Raw genomic sequence first — 18,960 nt, 5'->3', positions numbered from 1 at the left:
TGCCCGTCCGCCCGATGGTGCGGTGGGCCGGCTCGTCCGCCGTCCGCGCACCGGTTATCGCGGTTGCGTCACCGGTGGCGGGACCGGCGGGGCGGCGGCGCTGACCGGCCCGCCGGGTTCCCGGTTGACCGGGCCGTCGACGGCGGCGACGGCGAGCCCGACGGCGAAGAGCATCAGCGACAGGTTGATGTCGGTGAACCCGTAGAACGGCGTGATCACCAGGGCGACCACCGGGACCACGCTGAGCCACCTACCGGGCGCGCTGACCGCGGCGGCCGTACGTCGGGCGGTCAGCACGAAGAAGCCGACGAAGATCAGCAGCGCCGGGATGCCGTAGCTGTAGGCCATCAGCCACAACTGCCCCTGGGTGCCCAGTGGTTCGGCGGCCTGGGTGGTGTCGACCAACCGGGGTCCGCCGTAGCCGAGCAACGGCGACCGCAGCACGGCGTCGACCGTCTGGGCGTAGAGATCGGCCCGGTCGGTGGTGGAATCGGTGTTCTCCACCCGGTGGGAGATCAGGTCGCCCACCGGGATGACCAGCGTGGCGGCCCACGCCAGCACGCCCACCGCGCCGATCGAGACGATCAGCCGCAGGTCGCCGCGGACCAGCGCCCGCAGGCCGAGGTACACCAGCCCAGCGCCGACTCCGATGAACATTCCCCGGTTGAGCGTCAGGAACGCCGGCACCAGGGCCAGCGGCAGGGAGACCAGCAGCGCGACGCGCAGCGCGCCGGTCCGGGCCGAGGTCAGGTACGCGATCACGCACGGCAGGAGCACCGCGAACCCGGTGCCCCAGTTGTTGGTGTACGGATACGGGGCCGCGGTCCGGTAGTACGGGGTCCGGCCCAGCACGTTGTACTCGGTGGCGTGGCTGTGCACCAGCGCCCGGATGCCCCGGTTGCCGGCCATCCCGTCCGGCAGCAGTACCTCCACCGGGGTGGTGATCGCGAACGTGGGCTTGAAGACGCCGATCCAGCCCAGCGCGACCATACCCAGCCAGTAGCAGCCGAGCGCGCCGAGAAGTCGCTGCCAGCGCGCTCCCTCCCGGGCCGCGTTGTAGACGTAGACGTAGACGACGAAGGCGGTGCCGAGGAAACCGAGCCGCAACGAGTACATGAACAGCCCGCTGGCCCGGTCCATCCGGGTCGCGCTGACCACGACGACCGCGATCAAAGCCAGCCACCACGTCGCCCCGGTCGGCAGGCTGACCCGGCCCCGGGTGACCAGGAACGCGGCGAGCAGCAGCCCGAACAACGGCCAGCAGAGCTGCAGACCGCCGAGCAGCCACCACAGTGGCATGAGGCCGAACATCGCGTACAGCGGCCAGAGTGGCAGCTCGGCCTGTCGGCTCCGGCGTGGCACCTGGTCAGTCTAGGTAACCAACCAAGATCCAGGCTCGGCCGAAAGTCTGGAACGAATGGGTAGGCTGTCGCCCATGCCGACCCCCGCAGCCGCCTCCGCGGACGACCTCGACAGTCCCCTCGACCTGCTCGACGGCACCAGCAGCACCCTCGCGTCGGCGCAGGTCGGCCCGTGGGAGGTGATGATCGGCGGCGGTCCGGACCGGTTCGTCCTGACGGCCCAGTCGGCCACCGCCGTGCTCAACGGAGTCCGCCCGGACAGCGCCGCCGACAGCGACGACGCCACGGTCGACCTGACGGTGGGCGCGCAGGCCGTGGACTATCCGGCCCGCTACGTCCTCGACCGTGGCCAGGTCAGCCGGGCCCTCGACGCACTGCACCGCGGCGCCCTGCACGACGGCTCCTGGGAGCACCTGGAGGTCTGACCCGCGGGGCCGGTGCCCTCAGTGCGCGGTCGCGACCGCCGGTACCGGCTCCAGGTCGGCGAGCCGGGCCGGCCGGACGACGACGAGCAGCACCACCAGCGCCGCCACCATGCCGCCGGCCACCACCAGGGCCATCGCCACCGCGCCGGTGCCCAGCACCCCCACCAGCGGCGCGGCCACCGCGCCGACGCCGAACTGCACCGCGCCGAGCAGGGCGGACGCGGTTCCGGCCGCCTCGCCGTGCCGGGACAGGGCCAGGGCCGGCGCGTTCGGCATGGCCAGTCCGGCCGCCGCCAGCACCACCCACAACGACACCAGCAGGCTCGGCAGGCCGCCCAGCCCGGTCGCGGCGAAGCCGAGCAGCGCCACCCCGGCCACCGTGCCGACTCCCAGGGCGACGACGAGGATCCGCTGGGGCGGGTAGCGGCGCAGCAACCGGACGTTGAACTGGGTCGCCCCGATCAGCCCGACCGCGCCCGCGCCGAAGGCCAGCCCGAACTGCTGCTCGTCCAGCCCGTACCCGTCCTGTAGGACGAACGACGAGCCGGACACGTACGCGAACAGGGCCGCCATGGCCAGCCCGGCGACCAGGACCAGGCCCACGAACGTCCGGTCGCGCAGCAGCGAGCCGTACACGGCCACGGTCGCGACCACGCCGCCGCGCTGGCGCCGCCGCGCCGGCAGCGTCTCGGCCAGGCCGAACATGGCCACCACCACCAGCAGTACGCCGAAGACGGCCAGCGCCACGAACACGCCGCGCCAGTCGGTCCAGCGCAGCAGCCCGCCGCCGAGGGTGGGCGCGAGCACCGGCGCGGCCCCCATGACCAGCAGCAGCCGGGAGAGCAGGGTGGCGAAGGCCGCGCCGTTGAACAGGTCACGGACCACGGCCATCGCGACCACCGAGGCGGCGGCGACGCCGAGGCCCTGCACCACCCGCAGGACGCCGAGGACCGCGATGTTCGGTGCGACGACGCAGAGCAGCGACGCCACGACGTGCAGCGCGATGCCGGCGATCAGCGGTTTCCGCCGGCCGACAGCGTCCGACAGCGGGCCGATCAGCAACTGGCCGAGGGCGAGCCCCACCAGCGTGCCGGTGAGGGTCAACTGGACCGCCGCCGACGTGGTGTGCAGGTCGGTGACGATCGCGGGGAGCGCGGGCAGGTACATGTCGATGGTCAGCGGACCCACCGCGATCAGCGAACCGAGGACGAGCACGAGCCGCAGCCGTTGCCGGCGGCTCATCAGGTCGCCGGGCGTCAGCGCGGCCGTCGGCAGTTCGTGGGGCGCGGTGGCGGTGGCGTCGGTCATCGGGAGGTCTCCGACCTGTCGTGGTGCGGCCGGGCAGAGATCGGTACGGCTGTCACACCCTGCTTCAAATCCGGATCCGGTGGTCTGATTCCCGGCCCACCAAGAGGTAACGCGGGTCACAGTCGACGGTCACGCCCGGACGGCCACCGCCGACCACCGCCGGCCGGGGTCAGGCCGGGTCGGCGCGACCCAGCCGCCAGTATCCCATGAACGCCACCGCCCGGCGGTCCATGCCACGCTCGACGACCAGGTGTCGACGCAGGGCGCGGATGACGCCGGCCTCCCCCGCCAGCCAGGCGTACACCGGTACCGGCGCGGACGGGGCCGGGACCTCCCAGAGCACGGTCCGGTCGACGTCCACGTCGCTGATCGGCGCGGCGACCGGCTCCGCCCGGCCGGACAGCAGGTGCTCCGCTGCCGCCGCGACGGCGGGAACGAGGCGGCTGCCGTGCTCGCCGCCGTGCCGGGCCAGCCACCCGACCAGGACACCGGGTGGGGCCGCGACGGTCAGCTCGTCGGCCGGCTCGGGCACCTCCAGCAGCACCTGGCCCCGCGCGTCGTGCGGCAGCCGTTCCAGGATCGCGCAGATCGCGGGTACGGCGGTCTCGTCACCGGCCAGCAGCAGCCGGCCCGCGGTCGGTGGCCGGAACTCGACCCCGCCGTGCTCGCCCTCGTAGCCGGCGTCGGGTCCGAGGATGCCGGCCTCGTCGCCGGGGCGGGCCCGCCGGGCCCACCGGCTGGCCGGGCCGCCGTCGCCGTGCAGCACCAGGTCGATGTCCACCTCGGCCAGGTGGGGCCGGACCGCCCGGACGGTGTACGTGCGTACGGGGCAGCGCTGGTCTTCGGGCAGGGCCCGCCAGTGGGCGTACCAGTCGGCACCGCCGGGCAGGTGGACGCCGCGCTGCCCGGCCACCGGCAGTACCACCTTGACCCGCTGGTCGAAGCCGTTGTCGGCGAACCGGTCGAGGTCCGGGCCGGTGAAGGTGACGCGGAGGAACGACGGGCTGAGCCGGCGCACCGAGCGGACCTGCACGTCGAACAGCCGCCACGGCGTGACGGGCAGGGTCCGGGTCCCGACGCCGGCCGCGCCGGGGCGGGTGGTCCCCTGCCGCGGCGACCACGCTTGATCATTCACCATGAGGTTAGGTTAGCCTAAGCTCATGGTGGGCGGCGAGGGAGGTGCGCCCCGACCGCCGTCCGGGTGACGACCCCGCCCACCCGGGCTCACCCGCCCACCGCGCCCCGGTCCAGGAAGAGGAGCTGGGCCCGCTTGTCCGGCAGGTCGATCTGCGGGCCGGGCACGAAGCCGGCCCGGACGAGCCGGGCGACGGCCCGGTCGTTGCGCGCGTCCGGCTCGGCCACCAGGCGCAGCCGACTCGGATCGGCCAGCACGAAGTCGAGGAACGCGCCGAGGACCACCCCGGTGAAACCGGGCTCGGCACCGCCGTCCGGGGGGCCGATGAGCAGGTGGATACCGAAGTCGCCGGGCCGCACGTCGTAGCACTCCCCGACCGGGTCGGCCGCCGGCTCGTAGGTCTGGAACAGCGCCACCGGCCGGCCGTCCCGGTGGACCAGGTAGGCGTGGTGGGTGGCGAGCGAGTCGACGTACGCGTAGACCTCGCGCACCCGCTCGCGACTGGCCGCCCGCATGCCCCAGAACCGGGACCGCTCCCGCGTCACCCAGTCGTGGATCACGTCGGCGTCCCGGTCGGGCTCCACGGGCCGGATGGACACCTCGCCGAACCCGTCGATCCGACGCGTGCGGGAGGTCGGGGCAGTCGTCATCTCACTCCTTCGGGGCCTGACCGGGCGACCACCGTCGACCGCCACTCTCCACAGTCGGCCGTCCACCGTGCGTGGTGTTAGGGCACCCTAACCACAAATCGATCGGTGAGCAATCACACACGCCCGGCCACCTCCCCGACGGACAAAACCGGAACACCTAAGGCCAACAGGACCCTTCCCCACACCGCGACCGACACCATGTGACATGCCTACCATTCGTCGCCATTGACTGACGTGGGCCAATCTGTTATCGAACGCTTCCGGATAGCAGGAAGTCAGGAAACCTTCCCGAAACCGACACCAGAAAGATCGGACCCGGGGGTGACATATTGCTGTTCTTCGTTGGATAATTTCGGCCGTCATACGCCATGGCGTCGTCGGTTCCTTGGGGCCGTGCCGCTAACCGGAGGGAAAATCGGTGAAACGCGACCAGTCACCCGTGCTACCGGGCGACGGTGCCACGGACTACGCGCGCTACATGCGCACGGAAGCGCTGCTCGACCTGCAACGACACCCGGGAGAGGTGCTGCACCGCGACGAGCTCCTGTTCCAGGTGGCACACCAGTCGACCGAGCTGTGGCTGAAGCTGGCCGAGGCCGAACTGACCGAGGCGGTCCACCGGGTCGACGCCGGCGACCCGGCGGGGGCCGAGTCGCTGCTGACCCGGGCGACACTCGCGGTACGGCTGGTCACCGACCAGCTTGAGATCTTCCGGCACCTGTCGCCGGCCGCCTTCCAGACGATGCAACCGGCGCTGGGCAACGGCTCCGGCGCCGAGTCACCCGGCTGGCGGCGGGTCCAGGCCGCGAGCCGGCAGCTCGGCCGGGCCTTCACCGAGCACCTCGCCACCCGGGGCGCCACGCCGGCGACGTTCCGACCGACCGACCCCACCGACCCGGCCCACCGACTGGCCGAGGCGATGCTGGAGTGGGACGAGCGGGTGTCGCTGTGGCGGGTGCGCCACCTGCAGGTCGCCCTACGGATCGGGGGCCACGCCCCCGCCGGCACCCCGGGCAGCCCGGCGACGATGCTCGCCAAGCTCACCGGGCACCGGTTCTTCCCCGAATTGTGGCAGGCCCGGGTGGCCACCGCCGACACGCCGACCTGCGCCCATTCCCGACCCGACTCGCCCTGACAGTCCGCCCGCCCGAAAATCGTCGGTGCCCGCACCGTCGTAACTGACACAAACGGAATCCCGAGGTGCGGTTCGTGCGCGAACTGACGAGTTGGCTGTCCGGTGCGTCCGACCCCGATCGTTTCCCGTATCCGGCCGTGTTGGCGGAATTTCATCGGGTCGGCAAGCACTTTGTCGAAAAGGAACTGTTGGCCCTGTTGGACCAGGTCCGGGCGGAGGTGGCCGCGCGGCCGACGCCCGCCCCGCTCCTGTCCGCCTTCCTCGACGTGACGCTCGACAAATGGGATGCCCGGTACGACTACCGCAGCTACCTGGCGCTACGCCTGCTCCGGCTGCCCGGCGCCGAGGACGGCCTGGCCCACCGGTCCGACGACGCCGACCCGGCCGAGGGGAGACGCGACCGCGACCGGCTCCTCGTCGACCTCGTCGCCGACGCGCTCGCCTTCGAACTGGACGCCGCCGCCGACGCCACCGACCTGCTCCCCGAACAACGCCCGGGGCCGGCGGTGGTCGACAAGCGCTGCCGGCTCGGGGTCCGGGCCGTCGCCGCCGCCCTGGCCCGCCTCGGTCTGGCCGGTGCGGTCACCGACCCGGATCCGGCCACGGCGGCGGCCGAGCTGCACACCCTCGCCTCGGCCACCCGCGACACCGCCGGGCAGCGGGTCCTGCGGTTGAGCATGCTGCCGGTCTACGTGTCGCACGACGAATACCTGTTCATCCGGGTGCTCCAGGCGTACGAGTGCGTCTTCGCCGGGGTCGCCGACGAGCTGCACGCCACGGTCACCGCCCTGTCGACGGGTCACCCACCGGCGGCGGCCGACCGGCTGGCCTACGCCTGCGACCTGCTCACCACCGCCGGCCCGCTGTTCTCCCTGCTGGCCACCATGCAGCCGGCGTCGTTCCGGACGTTCCGGGAGTACACCGAGGGGGCCAGCGCCATCCAGTCCCGCTCCTACAAGCTCATGGAGTCGCTGTGCCGGGTCCCCGAGCCGGCGCGGCTGGACTCGGCCGCGTACCGGTCGGTGCCGGAGGTACGCGACCGGGTGCGGGCCGGGCAGCCGGTGATCGACCAGGCGTACCGGGCGGCAGTGCGCGCCGGCCGGCTCGGTGGGCCCGACCGTGACCTGGTGCGGCGGCGGATGGCGACGTTCGCCGAGGCGGTGCTCCAGTGGCGGCGCACCCACCACCGGCTGGCGACCCGGATGCTCGGCTCCCGCCCCGGCACCGGCTACACCGAGGGCACCCCCTACCTGGCGGCGGTCCGCTCGATCCCGGTCTTCACCACCGTGCCCCACGGTGCCCGTCCCGCCCCGAACGACCCGACTGGAGGCTGCCCCGAGTGAGCGGACCCGACCCCCACCCGCCCCGGTGCCTGGACGCCGCCGCGCACGCCGCGCTGCGGGCCGAGTTCCCGCTGCTGGACACCTGCGTCTACCTGAACAACAACTCCACCGGCGCGGTACCGAGGGGCGTCGACGAGGTGCTCGCCGACTACGGGGCGACGCTGCGCACCTGGCGCGACGACGTGTGGCAGGGCTGGCACGTCGGCCTCGACCGGTACGCCGACTCGGTGGCCGCCCTGATCGGCGCGCCCCCGGGCAGCGTGGTCACCGACGCCAACCTGAGTACGCTGCTCGCCCGGGTGGCGTCCTGCTTCGACTACCGCCCGCCGCGGGACCGGGTCGTCACCACCGACCTGGAGTACCCGACGGTGCCGTTCATCTTCCGGGCGTTCCGCCGCTACGGCGCCCGCCACCACCCGGTCGGCACCGGCGGCCCCCGGTTCGACCAGGACGCCCTCGAAGCGGCGATCGACGAGCGGACGCTGCTGGTCTGCGTGCCGCACGCGAGCTTCACCTCCGGCGCCACCATCGACCTGCCGCGCCTGGTCGCCCGCGCCCACGACGCCGGCGCCCTGGTCGTCGTGGACGCCTTCCAGACCGTCGGGGTGGTGCCGCTGGACGTGACCGCGCTCGGCGTCGACGTCGTCCTCGGCGGCGCGCACAAGTGGCTCTGCGGCGTCGGCACCGCCTTCCTCTACGTACGCCCGGAGCTGGCGGTGGAGCTGGAGCCGGCGGCGACCGGCTGGCAGGCCGGCGACCGGGCGTTGACCTTCCAGCCGTCGACCGGCTGGGCGCCCGGCGCCCGACGGTTCGCCGGCGGCACGCCGTACCCGCTCACCTCGCTGCTCTCCCAGGTCGGCCTGGACCTGCTGGCCGGGGTGGGCGTCGAGGCCATCCGGCGGCACTCGCTGGCGCTGACCCAGCGGGTCCTGGACCGGGCGGCGGCGGCCGGCATCGACGTGGTCAGCCCCACCGAACCGGACCGGCGCGGCGGCGTGGTGTGCCTGGACGTCGCCGACGGCGAGGCGGTCAAGCGGCGGCTGGCCGAACGGGACCTGATCTGTAGCTGGCGGAGCTGGCTGCGGGTCGGCCCGCACGTCTACAACACCCTGGACGAGGTCGACGTCTTCATGGACGCGCTGGAGAAGGAGCTGGACCGGTGACCGTCACCCTGTCCCCGCGGGCGCTGATGAGCCTGCTCGCCAACGGACCCAAGGCCATGGACGTGCTGGAGACCGCGCTCACCATGGGCCTGCTCGACGCGCTGGAACCCGGGCCGGCCCGCCTCGACGCGCTGGCCGCCCGGTTCGAGGTGCGGACGCTGCGGCTGTACAAGTTCCTCGACTGCCTGGAGAGCCTCGGCTTCGTCACCCGCGGCCAGCAGGGCGACGGCCTCGCCGGGACCACCTACCGGGCCGTACCGGGGCTGCGGGACGCCGTCGCCGCGGTGGTCGGTCCGGGCGCGCTGGAACGGGACCGGGACCGGTACCCGTGGCGGCTGCTGCACGGCCGGCTGGCCGAGAGCCTGCGCGGCGAGGTCAGCATGAGCGACGACGACTTCGCGTGGCCGCCGAAGACCGACGCGCAGACCGCCGACTTCGAGCGCAGCATGGCCGTCGGGCTCGGCCCGGTGACCGAGACGATCCGGCGGCACGCCGACCGGCTGTGGTCGGACCGGCGACGCCTGCTGGAGGTCGGCGGCGGCGACGGCACCCTCGCCGCGCACGTGCTCGACAGCACCCCGACGCTGCGGGCCGACGTGTACAACCTGCCGGCGGTGGCCCCGCTGGTGGCGGCCACCCGGGTCGAGCGGGGCCATCCGGACCGGTTGGGCTTCGTCGGCGGGGACTTCCTCACCGAGCCGCTGCCGCCGGGCTACGACGCGCTGTCGTTCGTCCGGGTGCTGCACGACTGGCCCGACGAGGTGGCCCGCCGGCTGGTCGAGCAGGCGTACGCGGCGCTGGAGCCCGGCGGGTTGCTGCTGATCTGCGAGGAGTTCCGCACCCCGGACCGGCTGGCGATGCAGTTCTTCTGGAGCTACTTCCTGATCGGGGTCGACAGCTGTGTGAGCCGGCTGCGGGAGGTCGAGTACTACACCGGCCTGCTCAAGGAGGTCGGCTTCGAACGGGTGGCGGTGCTGCCGGGCGGCTGGGAGCTGGTCACCGCGTACAAGCCGGGGACGGCCGGCTGACCCGTCCGCCGGCGGCGTGAACGGCCGCCGGCGGACCCCGGCCCGGCGCGGGGCGGGGCGGGGTGCGCGGTCAGGGCCGGCGGGCCACCACCGCGCCGTTGGCGCCCGGGGCCTCGAACGGCACCGTCCGGACGTCGACGAAGCCGGCGTCGGTGAGCCAGGCGGCGTACTCGGCGCCGGAGTAGTTCTTGCCGCCCTCGGTCTCGACGAGCATGTTCATCCCCATCAGCGCGGCCTCCGACGGGCCGGTGCGCTCGTCGTTGAGCAGCAGCTCGCAGACGACGACCGCCCCGCCGGGCGGCAGCGCGACGTGGCACCTGGCCAGCAGCGCGCGGTTGGTCGGCTCGTCCCAGTCGTGCAGGATCATGCTGAGCAGGATGACGTCGTGCCCGCCCGGCAGCGCCGGGTCGGCGAGGAAGTCACCGGGGATGGTGCCGATCCGCCCGGTCAGGCCCTCGGCCGCGATCCGCTCCTCGGCCCGGGCGCAGACGTGCGGCAGGTCGAGGATCGTCGCCCGGAGGTCCGGCAGGCGGCGGCACAGCTCGATCGGGAACGCCCCGGCCCCGCCGCCCACGTCGAGCAGCCGGCTGTGCGCGCCGAAGTCGTACGCGTCGGCCAGCGCCCGGGCGGTGAAGCTGGAGGTGGCGAACATGGCGTCCCAGAACTGGGCCACCATCTCCGGGTCGGTGGTGTCGAACATCGACTGCTGCTCGCTCGGGTCCCAGGTGAGCGGCCGGTTGGCGCGCAACGCCTCGCCCACCCGGTGCCAGGGCAGGTAGGTGCGCAGGTCGGAGTAGCGGACCTGGGCGCCGAAGTAGTACGGCCGCCCCTCGACCAGGAACTGCTCGGCCAGCGGGGAGTTGCGGTAGCCGTCGCCGGCCTTCTCCAGCAGACCGAGGGACGCGCTGGCGGCCAGCAGCAGGTCGGCCGGGCGCTCGTCGAGCCCGAACTCGGTGGCGGCCTCGGCCACGTTGATGGTCCGACCACCGGCCAGCCGGGTGAACAGGCCGAATTCGACGCCGACGGCGAGGGTCTTGAACCCCCAGACACCGGCGACGAGACGCATGAGAGGAGTGGGAGTGTCCATCGATACATAAGATCATGGATCGCTGGCGGATCGAAGGGATCCGCCCTTTTTGTCGATGTGCCGGGTCAGGCCGCGCCGCGTGCCGGGGCGGTGGACCCACGGACCACCAGCTCCGGCTCGAAGAGCAGCTCGTCGGTGAGCACGCCGGCCCCCTCGATCTGGGTCACCAGCAGGTCGACCGCCGCCTGGCCCATCGTCTCGATCGGCTGCCGGACCGTGGTCAGCGGCGGATCGGTGCAGGTCATGAACGCCGAGTCGTCGAAGCCGACCACCGAGACGTCGTCCGGCACCGCGCAGCCCAGCCGGCGTACCGCGCGGATCGCGCCCAGCGCCAGCACGTCGCTGGCGCAGACGATGCCGGTGACCCCGCGCTGGACGAGCTTGGCCGCCGCCACCCGGGCCCCCTCCATGGAGAAGCTCGACCGCTCCACCCACTCCCCCGGCTCGTCCCAGCCGGCGATCCGGCCCATCGCCGCCAGCTTGCGGCGCGACGGCACGTGGTCCTCCGGACCGAGCACCATGCCGATCCGCTGGTGGCCCAGCGACCGCAGGTGCCCGTACGCCTGCTCCACCGCGACCGCGTCGTCGGTCGACACCCGGGGGAACGCCAACTCGTCCACCCCGGCGTTGACCAGCACCACGGGCAGTCCCCGGTCGGTCAGCCGCCGGTAGTGGTCGTGCGTCGCGTCCGCCAGGGCGTACGACCCGCCGGCGAAGATGACGCCGGAGACCTGGTGGTCCAGCAGCATCTCCACGTAGTCCGACTCGGGCACGCCGCCGATGGTGCGGGCGCACAGCGCCGGGGTGAACCCGCGCTGGGCGAGCGAACCCGTCACCACCTCCGCCAGCGCCGGGAAGATCGGGTTCTGCAACTCGGGCAGCACCAGCCCGACCAGCCGGGCCCGCTGGCCGCGCAGCTTGGTGGGGCGCTCGTAGCCGAGCACGTCGAGGGCGGTCAGCACCGCCGTCCGGGTCGCCTCGGAGACCCCGCCCCGCCCGTTGAGCACCCGGCTCACCGTGGCCTCGCTGACACCCGCCTTGCGGGCCACCTCCGTCAACCGCTTCGTCACGACGTGGAGCCTACGTCAGATCGCTGAAAGAAATGAACAGCGACGTGCCCGCTGATGTCATCGATCCGTCAGCCCGCCGCCCGTCCCCGGCATCCCCGAGCCCGCCGGAGGACGCCCGTCGGCGGGTCGGCCGGTCACTGGTACGCCCCGGGCCCCCTGCGACGGCGAATCGGATTGCCGCCGGGTTCCGCCCGCTGCCACGATCGCCGGTATGTCGACCGCCGAGCCGTCCGCACCGGACCCGCTGACCGCGCTGCACGCCTCCCTCGACCAGCGGCGCCGGCCCGAGGACGTCGCCCTGCTGGTGCTCCGGGCCGTCGGCGACCGGCTCGAACCGCAGGACCGGATGCTGATCGGCCGGGCCGCCCGCGCCGCGTCCCGGTGGAACGGCTGGAGCTCCATGTCGGACGACTTCGCCCACCCGGTCGGCGGCACCCGGCAGGTGGCCGCCGCACGGCGGCTGTTCGCGCTGCCGGCCGACGACGTCGACCCGGACGACCCGACGTCGCTGCTCGACTTCACCCTCCGGCTCGGCGAGTCCCTCGGCGCCGTCGATCCCCACCGGCTCGACTTCCAGCACGACCGGCTGAACCGGCTGGGCCGGGCCGCCGCCGGGATCGAGCTGTCCAAGCGGCAGTACAACCGGCGGTTCCGGGTGACCCGGCGGGTGGCCGCCAAGGCCGGACGGCTCGACACCGAGCATTCCCGGCGACAGCTCACCATGGTGGCCCGTTCCGGATTCGCCGCCGGCATCCCGCTGGCGGCGTTCGTCGCCGACCCGTGGGCCGCGAGCTTCGTCGCGTACCTCACCGCCCGGCGCAAGCTGCGCCGCGAGTTCACCCTGTCCGGCCGGGACAACCCGTACGACGAACTCGCCGACCTGCTCTTCCACCGTTGCCTCGCCGCCCCGGAGACGGACTGGTGGATGATCGCCCAGGTCCACCCGACCCCGCCGGTCCTCGCCCGGCTCACCGACCGGCAGCGCGGTGAGCTGCTGGGCCGCTGGTGGGCGACGATGCGTCAGGTCGCCACGCTGCTCGCCCGGGTCTGGTCGGCCAGCACGTTCGACCGGGCCACGATGATCGTGCGGCGGGGCAACGACTCGTCGACGTGGAACCTGCTCTGCGGCGCGTACAACACCGCCCGCGCGGCGTGGATCGCCACCCTGGACGCCTCCGGCAGCCTCGGCCTGCTCGACGCCGCCTGTCCCGGCAAGGCGATGATGCTGATCGCGGCGGACCTCGCGGCCTGGCACCGGTCCACCGGCGGAGGCCCGCACCCCGACACGACGGTGTGGGCCCGGCTGCCGCTGCCCTGGGACGTCCTCGACGGCACCGCCACCTGCACCCGCGCGGACGTCGTCGCGGCCTGCGCGGACGCCGGCGTCGACGGCGTGCGGTCCGGCTGGCTGGCACCCCGCCCGGACGGGCCGGTCGGCACGTTCCGGCCGACGCCGGAGCTGGTGCACGGGGTGTCCGTGGTGGACCCGGCGTGGGCCTCGGCCCTGCGCGCCGCCGGGGCCTTCTCCGGCCGTGCGGGCGGTGGCGGGATCACCGTCCCGGCCGACGTCGTCGTCGGCGAGCTGCCGCAATCGGGTGGACAGCCGACGCCGTGATCCGGCACCATCGCTGGACGCCCCGCCGTAGCTCAGCGGTAGAGCGCCCGGCTCTTAACCGGGTGGACGCTGGTTCGAGCCCAGTCGGTCGGGACCGCGGAGATCCGTCGTAGCTCAGCGGTAGAGCAGCCGGCTAGGGACCGGCCGGACGCCGGTTCGAGCCCGGTCGACGGATCTCCGCTCCGCGCCCGCCGGGACGGTGGCGGACGCCGGTCACGATGGAAGAATGATTCGCTTCGTCCTGAACGTACTGTGGCTCATCCTCGGCGGCGGAATCGTGCTGGCCCTCGGCTACTTCGTCGCCGCGCTGATCTGCTTCGTCCTCGTCATCACCATCCCGTTCGGGGTGGCCTCGCTGCGGCTGGCCTCGTACTCGCTGTGGCCGTTCGGCCGCACCCTGGTCGCCAAGCCGGGGGCCGGCGTCCCGTCCGGGCTGGCGAACGTGCTGTGGGTGCTGCTGGCGGGCTGGTGGCTCGCCCTGTCCCACCTGGTCGCCGGGATCGCGCTCTGCGTCACGATCATCGGCATCCCGTTCGGCATCGCCAACTTCAAGCTCGTCCCGGCCGCGTTCTGGCCGCTCGGGCGGGAGGTCGTCGAGGCGCCCTGACCCGATCGGCCCGCAACGCCCGGACGGCACCCGGAGCAGGCCGTCGACCAGCTCGGTGACCCGGTCGACCCGGTCCAGGTGGGTGCGGTCGTGGGTGACCAGGACGGTGGCGGTGCCCCGGTCCCGGGTGAGGCCGGTGAGCAGCGCGATCACCGCCGCACCCCGGTCGTGGTCCAGGGCGCTGGTGGGCTCGTCGACCAGCAGCACCGCCGGGTCGTTCATCAGGGCACGGGCGATGTTCACCCGCTGCCGCTGCCCGCCGGAGAGCTGGTGCGGACGGCGGCCCGCCTGGTCGGTCAGCCCGACGGCGTCGAGCAGTCCGGCCGCCCGGCCCCGGGCCGTACCGGGGGAACGCCCGTCCAGGTGGGCCATCACCAGCAGTTGCTCCAACGCGGTGAGCGACGCGATCAGGTTCGGTTGCTGGAAGACGATCCCGATCCGTTCCCGGCGCAGCGCCCCGGTCCCGGCGCGGCTCAGCCCGGTGGTGTCGGTGCCGGCCACCACGACCCGACCGGCGTCCGGGGTGACCAGGGTGGCGGCCACCGCCAGCAGGCTGGACTTGCCGGAGCCGGACGGCCCGACGACCGCGGTGGTGGTGCCCGCCGGCACGGTGAGGCTGACTCGGTCCAGGGCGGTCAGCCGGGTGTCGCCGTCGGGGTAGGTGAGGGTGACGTCGGTCAGGTCGAGGCTCATCGGGTGCTCCCCAGGGCGGTCAGCGGGTCGACGGAGGTGATCCGGCGGACGGACAGCGCGGCGCCGACCGCGCCGAGGACGACCAGCACGGCGGCCGGCACCAGTACCGCGCCGGCGGTGAGCGCGAACGGCACCCGCCCGCCGACCGCCGCGCCGACGGCCACGGCCAGCCCGGTGCCGACGGCAGTACCGGCGACCAACAGCACCAACGCCTGCCCCAGGGCGTCGCGCAGCAGGTAGCCGGTGCCGCCGCCGAGCGCCTTCAGCACCGCCACGTCACCGCTGCGCTGGATCGTCCAGACGGTGAAGAACGCGCCGACGACCAGCGCGGAGATCACGAAGAGCAGGCCCCGCATCAGTTGCAGCGACCCGTTCTCCGAGGCGTAGGAGTCGATCGCGGACAGCGCCGCCGACCGGGTGACGGTGCGGGTGCCCAGCCGCCGGTCGGCGGCGGCCAGGTCGGGATCGCCGGTGGTGCGCAGCACGACGACGGTCGCGGCGTCGTCGGCCGTGCCGGGGGCCAGCCGCCGCCAGTCGGCCAGCGTGGTCCAGACCACCGGGGTGTGGCTGTACGACGCGTCGCCGGCCACTGCGGCGACGGTCAGCGACCGGCCGGCGATGGTCACCGGCTGACCCGGCCGGACCGCGAGGGCGTCGGCGGCACCGGTGGACAGCACCACCCGCCCGTCGGCGACCGGAGCGGCCCCGGACGGCAGGCCGGCGCCCGGCAGGACGCCGAACACGGCGAGGGCGGCCGTCCGGTCCCCGGCGCCGGCCCGGGTGGTGGTGATGCCCAGCGGGTCGGCGGCGGTCACCCCGGGCACGTCCCGCCAGCCCCGCCACTGCTCCCCGGTCACCCGGGAGCCGGTGAGGGACAGCTCCCGCCCGGCCGCCGGGGCGGCGAACGCCAGGTGGTCGGCGGGCAGCCCGGTCACCGCCGAGGTGCTCTCCCGGCCCAGCCCGGCGGTGAGGCCGGACAGCAGCACCACGAGCAGGGTCATCAGGGTCACGACGACGCCCATCAGGGCGAACCGCCCCTTGGCGAAGCGCAGGTCTCTCCAGGCGACGAACACGGGGCCCCAGCCTTTCCTGTGGACGTCCACCGCGCCGGGTGGCGCGGCGGACCGGTCACCACCGTCGCCCCGCCGTACCCCCGGCGCATCGACCCGGGGAGCGGAGCGCGGACCCTCGAACGAGGCGTACCGGGATCAACCCTTTGGTTGATGGCGACGGCCCACCCCGGCCTAGCCTGGACTGATCGTGACCACCGACCACTCGCCCGAGCCGTCGCGGACCCTCCGCGCCGGCCTGCACGTGCTGGTCGGGGTGCTGGTGGCGGTGGTGGTCGTGCGCGCCGTGACCGGGCCGACGGCACACCGCGCGGCGGTGCTGGCCGCCTCGGCCGTACTGGCCGCCGTCTACGCCGCCGGGCCCACGTTGCCCCGGCGACCACGGGTGGCGTGGGGGTGGCTGGCGGCGCTGGCCGCCGCGTGGCTGCTGCTGCTCGCCCTGACCCCGGACGGGGTGTGGCTGGCGTTCCCGCTGTTCCTGCTCCAGTTGCACCTGCTGCCGGCGCGGTGGGGCCCGGCGGCGGTGGTGGTCACCACCGCGCTGGCGGTGGTGGGCGTGGTCCGGCACCAGGGCGGGCCGACGCCGGGCGCGGTGCTCGGCCCGGTCATCGGCGCCGCCGTCGCGGTCGCCACCGTCCTGGGCTACCAGGCTCTCTACCGGGAGAGCGAACGCCGGCGGCGGCTGATCGAACAGCTCACCGCCACCCGCGCCGACCTGGCCGCCGCCGAGCACACCGCCGGGGTGCTCGGCGAGCGGGAACGGCTGGCCCGGGAGATCCACGACACCCTCGCCCAGGGACTGTCGAGCATCCAGCTACTGCTACGCGCCGCCCAGCGGGCGATGCCGGAGCGCGCCGACGTGGCCGCCGGGCACGTCGAGCAGGCCCGGCGGGCGGCGCAGGACAACCTCGCCGAGGCCCGCCGGTTCGTCCACGCGCTCAGCCCGCCCGCCCTGGACGCGCGGTCGCTGCCCGACGCGCTGCGTCGGCTCTGCGCCGCCACCACCGACCGCTGCGCGCCGGCCGTGCGTTTCCGGCTCGACGGCGTACCGGTGCCGCTGCCCACCACCCACGAGGTGGCGCTGCTGCGCATCGCGCAGTCGGCGCTGGCCAACGCGGTCCGGCACGCCCGGGCGGGCCGGGTGGAGCTGACCCTGAGCTACATGGGTCCCCGGGTGGCGCTGGACGTGGTCGACGACGGGGTCGGCTTCGACCCCGCCGGGCGGGGTGCCGGCTTCGGGCTGGCGGCGATGCGGTCCCGGGCCGCCGAGCTGGGCGGCACGCTCGCGGTGGAGACCACACCCGGGCAGGGCACCGCGGTCGCGGTCAGCGTCCCCCGCCCCGGGGTACCCGGATGAGCGACCCGATCCGGCTGCTGATCGCCGACGACCATCCGGTGGTCCGGTCGGGCCTGCGCGCCCTGCTGGCCACCGAGCCGGGGTTTGAGGTGGTCGCCGAGGCCGCCACCGCCGAACGGGCCGTGGCGCTGGCCGCGTCCGGGCCGGTCGACGTGGTGCTGATGGACCTCCAGTTCGGCGCGGGCATGCAGGGCGCGGAGGCCACCGCCGCGATCACCGCCCGCCCCGACGCGCCCCGGGTGCTGGTACTCACCACCTATGACACGGAGGCCGACATCCTCGCCGCCGTGTCCGCCGGCGCCACCGGCTACCTGCTCAAGGACGCGCCGCCCGAGGAACTCGCCGCGGCGGTACGCACGGCCGCGGCGGGCGGTTCGGCGCTCGCCCCGGCGGTCGCGCACCGCCTGATCGGCCGGCTGCGCGCCCCCGGGGTGGCGTTGAGCCGCCGGGAGACCGAGGTCCTCCAACTCGTCGCCGAGGGGCTGTCCAACCAGCAGGTCAGCCGGCGGCTGCACCTGAGCCAGGCCACGGTCAAGACGCACCTGGTGCACATCTACGGCAAGCTGGGCGTGGACTCCCGCACCGCCGCGGTCGCCGCCGCGACCGGTCGGGGCCTGATCCGGCGCTGACCGCCACCGCGACCCCGACGCCGGACCCCGGCAGGCGGCGGCTCCGGTGGTGGGGACGATGGCCGGCGTCAGTCCCGGCGGCCGGCGTGGATCCGGTCGAGGTGGGCGGCGAGTTCGTCGGTGACCAGCAGGTCGGTGCGGATCCGGTCGTGCGGGTAGCCGGCCCGGCCGATCATGTGCGCGGCCACCGGCGCGGTGGCGAGCTGGAACGCGCCGACCAGCACCAGGGTGGTGATGTCGACGCCGGTACGCAGCCGCAACCCGCAGCCGAGCAGCACCAGCAGCAGGCCGAGGACCTGCGGCTTGGCCGCCGCGTGCATCCGGGACAGCAGGTCCGGGAAACGGACCAGGGCGACCCCGGCGGCGAGGCTGAGCAGCGCGCCACCGAGCAGGCATGCGGCGGCGACGACGTCGAGCACGGCGTCGAGGGTCATCGGTCGGTCCTCCGGGCGGCGAACCGGGCGACACTGACCGACCCGACGAAACCGAGGATCGCCAGCACGACGAGGATGGGCAGCGCGGTCGCGTCGCGGCTGTACGCGGCCTCGGTCGCCACGGCGGCGACCACGATCGCCAGCAGCACGTCGGTGGCGACGGCCCGGTCGAGCACGGACGGCCCCCGGACGATGCGGGTGAGGGTGAGCCCACCGGCCACCGCCAGCAGGACGGTGACGATCACGGCGACAGCGGTCATCTCGGGATCCCTTCCGGAGTGGACGGTGGGTGCGCGCGGAGCAGGCGCCGCTCCCCCGCCGAGCCGATCGCCTCGACCAGGCGGGCCTCCAGGTCCTGGACGTCGCGGCGGAACCGCTCGACCTCGGCCGGGGTGCGGACGCCGAGGACGTGGACGTAGAGGGCGCCGGTGTCCCGGTCGGCCTCGAGGATGAGGCTGCCGGGCACCAGGGACAGCGCCTCGGCGGTGAGGGTCAGATTGAGGTCGGACCGGACCCGCAGCGGCACCGCGATGATCGCGCCCCGGGGGGTGTGCCCGAAGCGCAGCGCCAGGACGGCGATCTGGACGCTGGCCGCCACCAGGTCCCACAGGAACCGCAGCGCGAAGCGCAGCAGCGGCAGCGGGCGCAGCCGCCCGCCGAAGGTCACCGGGGGCAGCGGGAACACGGTCAGCACCACCAGCGCGACCACCAGCCCGCTGAGCACGTTGGCCCAGCTGAACGTCCCCCACAGCAGCACCCAGACGGCGACCAGCACGGTCACCGCGACGACCCGGTTGCGGCGTCGCGCCCGGCGGGTCAGCGGCGGCTCGTCGGGCCACCGCGGCGGCAT

19 protein-coding genes, 2 tRNA genes and 1 pseudogene are annotated in these 18,960 nt (G+C 74.2%); 11 read left to right on the top strand and 11 right to left on the bottom strand.

Annotation, left to right across the window (positions count from 1 at the left end; translation table 11 throughout):
* Nucleotides 1-54: 54 nt before the first annotated feature.
* A complete protein-coding gene (locus ACIQG9_RS15760; protein ID WP_400402407.1) occupies nucleotides 55-1,362 on the bottom strand; it encodes an O-antigen ligase family protein in 1,308 nt (435 codons plus the stop codon).
* Nucleotides 1,363-1,435: 73 nt separating this feature from the next.
* Between ACIQG9_RS15760 and ACIQG9_RS15755 the strand changes: the two genes are divergently transcribed.
* Nucleotides 1,436-1,786 carry a hypothetical protein gene (locus ACIQG9_RS15755; RefSeq protein ID WP_400402404.1) on the top strand — a complete coding sequence of 117 codons (351 nt, stop codon included), beginning with the start codon at nucleotides 1,436-1,438 and terminating at the stop codon, nucleotides 1,784-1,786.
* Between the two features lie 18 nt (nucleotides 1,787-1,804).
* Here the strand turns inward: ACIQG9_RS15755 and ACIQG9_RS15750 are convergent, their stop codons facing one another.
* The 3 genes from ACIQG9_RS15750 to ACIQG9_RS15740 form a co-directional block, all read right to left on the bottom strand.
* Complete coding sequence (locus ACIQG9_RS15750) at nucleotides 1,805-3,028, bottom strand: multidrug effflux MFS transporter (RefSeq protein ID WP_400402473.1); 1,224 nt, start codon at nucleotides 3,026-3,028, stop codon at nucleotides 1,805-1,807.
* Between the two features lie 235 nt (nucleotides 3,029-3,263).
* A complete protein-coding gene (locus ACIQG9_RS15745) occupies nucleotides 3,264-4,232 on the bottom strand; it encodes a siderophore-interacting protein (RefSeq protein ID WP_400402402.1) in 969 nt (322 codons plus the stop codon).
* Nucleotides 4,233-4,318: 86 nt separating this feature from the next.
* Nucleotides 4,319-4,879 (bottom strand): GNAT family N-acetyltransferase, encoded by a 561-nt coding sequence (locus ACIQG9_RS15740; RefSeq protein ID WP_400402399.1) that lies wholly within the window; start codon nucleotides 4,877-4,879, stop codon nucleotides 4,319-4,321.
* Nucleotides 4,880-5,297: 418 nt separating this feature from the next.
* Between ACIQG9_RS15740 and ACIQG9_RS15735 the strand changes: the two genes are divergently transcribed.
* From ACIQG9_RS15735 to ACIQG9_RS15720, 4 genes are all read left to right on the top strand, one after another.
* Entirely contained in the window at nucleotides 5,298-6,014 is a 717-nt protein-coding gene (locus ACIQG9_RS15735) for a tryptophan 2,3-dioxygenase family protein (RefSeq protein WP_400402396.1), read from the top strand.
* Nucleotides 6,015-6,079: 65 nt separating this feature from the next.
* Complete coding sequence (locus ACIQG9_RS15730; protein WP_400402394.1) at nucleotides 6,080-7,357, top strand: tryptophan 2,3-dioxygenase family protein; 1,278 nt, start codon at nucleotides 6,080-6,082, stop codon at nucleotides 7,355-7,357.
* Complete coding sequence (locus tag ACIQG9_RS15725; RefSeq protein ID WP_400402392.1) at nucleotides 7,354-8,520, top strand: aminotransferase class V-fold PLP-dependent enzyme; 1,167 nt, start codon at nucleotides 7,354-7,356, stop codon at nucleotides 8,518-8,520. The genes ACIQG9_RS15730 and ACIQG9_RS15725 overlap by 4 nt, the downstream gene beginning before the upstream one ends.
* Nucleotides 8,517-9,548: a methyltransferase gene (locus ACIQG9_RS15720; RefSeq protein ID WP_400402389.1), complete on the top strand. Its 1,032-nt coding sequence runs from the start codon at nucleotides 8,517-8,519 to the stop codon at nucleotides 9,546-9,548. Before ACIQG9_RS15725 ends, ACIQG9_RS15720 begins: the two co-directional genes overlap by 4 nt.
* 70 nt (nucleotides 9,549-9,618) lie before the next feature.
* Here the strand turns inward: ACIQG9_RS15720 and ACIQG9_RS15715 are convergent, their stop codons facing one another.
* Both ACIQG9_RS15715 and ACIQG9_RS15710 read right to left on the bottom strand, forming a co-directional pair.
* Nucleotides 9,619-10,635: a methyltransferase gene (locus tag ACIQG9_RS15715; protein ID WP_400402387.1), complete on the bottom strand. Its 1,017-nt coding sequence runs from the start codon at nucleotides 10,633-10,635 to the stop codon at nucleotides 9,619-9,621.
* A gap of 65 nt (nucleotides 10,636-10,700) precedes the next feature.
* Nucleotides 10,701-11,705 carry a LacI family DNA-binding transcriptional regulator gene (locus tag ACIQG9_RS15710; RefSeq protein WP_400402384.1) on the bottom strand — a complete coding sequence of 335 codons (1,005 nt, stop codon included), beginning with the start codon at nucleotides 11,703-11,705 and terminating at the stop codon, nucleotides 10,701-10,703.
* A 211-nt stretch (nucleotides 11,706-11,916) separates the two neighbouring features.
* Here ACIQG9_RS15710 and ACIQG9_RS15705 point away from each other — a divergent pair, with 211 nt between their 5' ends.
* From ACIQG9_RS15705 to ACIQG9_RS15690, 4 genes are all read left to right on the top strand, one after another.
* Nucleotides 11,917-13,320 carry a hypothetical protein gene (locus ACIQG9_RS15705; protein WP_400402382.1) on the top strand — a complete coding sequence of 468 codons (1,404 nt, stop codon included), beginning with the start codon at nucleotides 11,917-11,919 and terminating at the stop codon, nucleotides 13,318-13,320.
* 21 nt (nucleotides 13,321-13,341) lie between these two features.
* A tRNA-Lys gene (locus ACIQG9_RS15700) sits at nucleotides 13,342-13,414 on the top strand.
* Between the two features lie 9 nt (nucleotides 13,415-13,423).
* A tRNA-Pro gene (locus ACIQG9_RS15695) sits at nucleotides 13,424-13,495 on the top strand.
* A 51-nt stretch (nucleotides 13,496-13,546) separates the two neighbouring features.
* The gene (locus ACIQG9_RS15690; RefSeq protein ID WP_400402379.1) at nucleotides 13,547-13,927 is read left to right on the top strand and encodes a YccF domain-containing protein; all 381 of its coding nucleotides are present in this window, start codon (nucleotides 13,547-13,549) and stop codon (nucleotides 13,925-13,927) included.
* Nucleotides 13,928-14,167: 240 nt separating this feature from the next.
* On the opposite strand, the pseudogene ACIQG9_RS15685 reads toward ACIQG9_RS15690, so the two are convergent.
* A pseudogene (locus tag ACIQG9_RS15685) lies at nucleotides 14,168-14,620 on the bottom strand (ABC transporter ATP-binding protein); the annotation flags it as partial.
* Entirely contained in the window at nucleotides 14,617-15,693 is a 1,077-nt protein-coding gene (locus ACIQG9_RS15680) for an ABC transporter permease (RefSeq protein WP_400402377.1), read from the bottom strand. The gene ACIQG9_RS15680 and the pseudogene ACIQG9_RS15685, both read right to left, overlap by 4 nt.
* A gap of 187 nt (nucleotides 15,694-15,880) precedes the next feature.
* Between ACIQG9_RS15680 and ACIQG9_RS15675 the strand changes: the two genes are divergently transcribed.
* Together ACIQG9_RS15675 and ACIQG9_RS15670 are read left to right on the top strand one after the other, a co-directional pair.
* Nucleotides 15,881-17,047, top strand: coding sequence for a sensor histidine kinase (locus ACIQG9_RS15675; protein ID WP_400402374.1), 1,167 nt, complete (start codon nucleotides 15,881-15,883; stop codon nucleotides 17,045-17,047).
* On the top strand, nucleotides 17,044-17,676 hold the full coding sequence (locus tag ACIQG9_RS15670) for a response regulator (protein ID WP_400402371.1): 633 nt from the start codon (nucleotides 17,044-17,046) through the stop codon (nucleotides 17,674-17,676). The genes ACIQG9_RS15675 and ACIQG9_RS15670 overlap by 4 nt, the downstream gene beginning before the upstream one ends.
* Nucleotides 17,677-17,744: 68 nt before the next feature.
* On the opposite strand, the gene mnhG is transcribed toward ACIQG9_RS15670, so the two are convergent.
* The 3 genes from mnhG to ACIQG9_RS15655 are packed head-to-tail and all read right to left on the bottom strand — an operon-like array spanning nucleotide 17,745 to nucleotide 18,960.
* Nucleotides 17,745-18,110: a monovalent cation/H(+) antiporter subunit G gene (gene mnhG / locus ACIQG9_RS15665; protein WP_400402368.1), complete on the bottom strand. Its 366-nt coding sequence runs from the start codon at nucleotides 18,108-18,110 to the stop codon at nucleotides 17,745-17,747.
* Nucleotides 18,107-18,370 (bottom strand): monovalent cation/H+ antiporter complex subunit F, encoded by a 264-nt coding sequence (locus tag ACIQG9_RS15660; protein WP_400402365.1) that lies wholly within the window; start codon nucleotides 18,368-18,370, stop codon nucleotides 18,107-18,109. Before ACIQG9_RS15660 ends, mnhG begins: the two co-directional genes overlap by 4 nt.
* Nucleotides 18,367-18,960, bottom strand: a complete 594-nt coding sequence (locus ACIQG9_RS15655) for a Na+/H+ antiporter subunit E (RefSeq protein ID WP_400402471.1) — start codon at nucleotides 18,958-18,960, stop codon at nucleotides 18,367-18,369. The genes ACIQG9_RS15660 and ACIQG9_RS15655 overlap by 4 nt, the downstream gene beginning before the upstream one ends.

It is taken from the genome of Micromonospora sp. NPDC092111, from assembly GCF_044755745.1.
Lineage (GTDB): Bacteria > Actinomycetota > Actinomycetes > Mycobacteriales > Micromonosporaceae > Micromonospora.
Note: the sequence above shows the minus strand (reverse complement) of the source record. Positions and strands in the feature narration are given on the sequence as shown.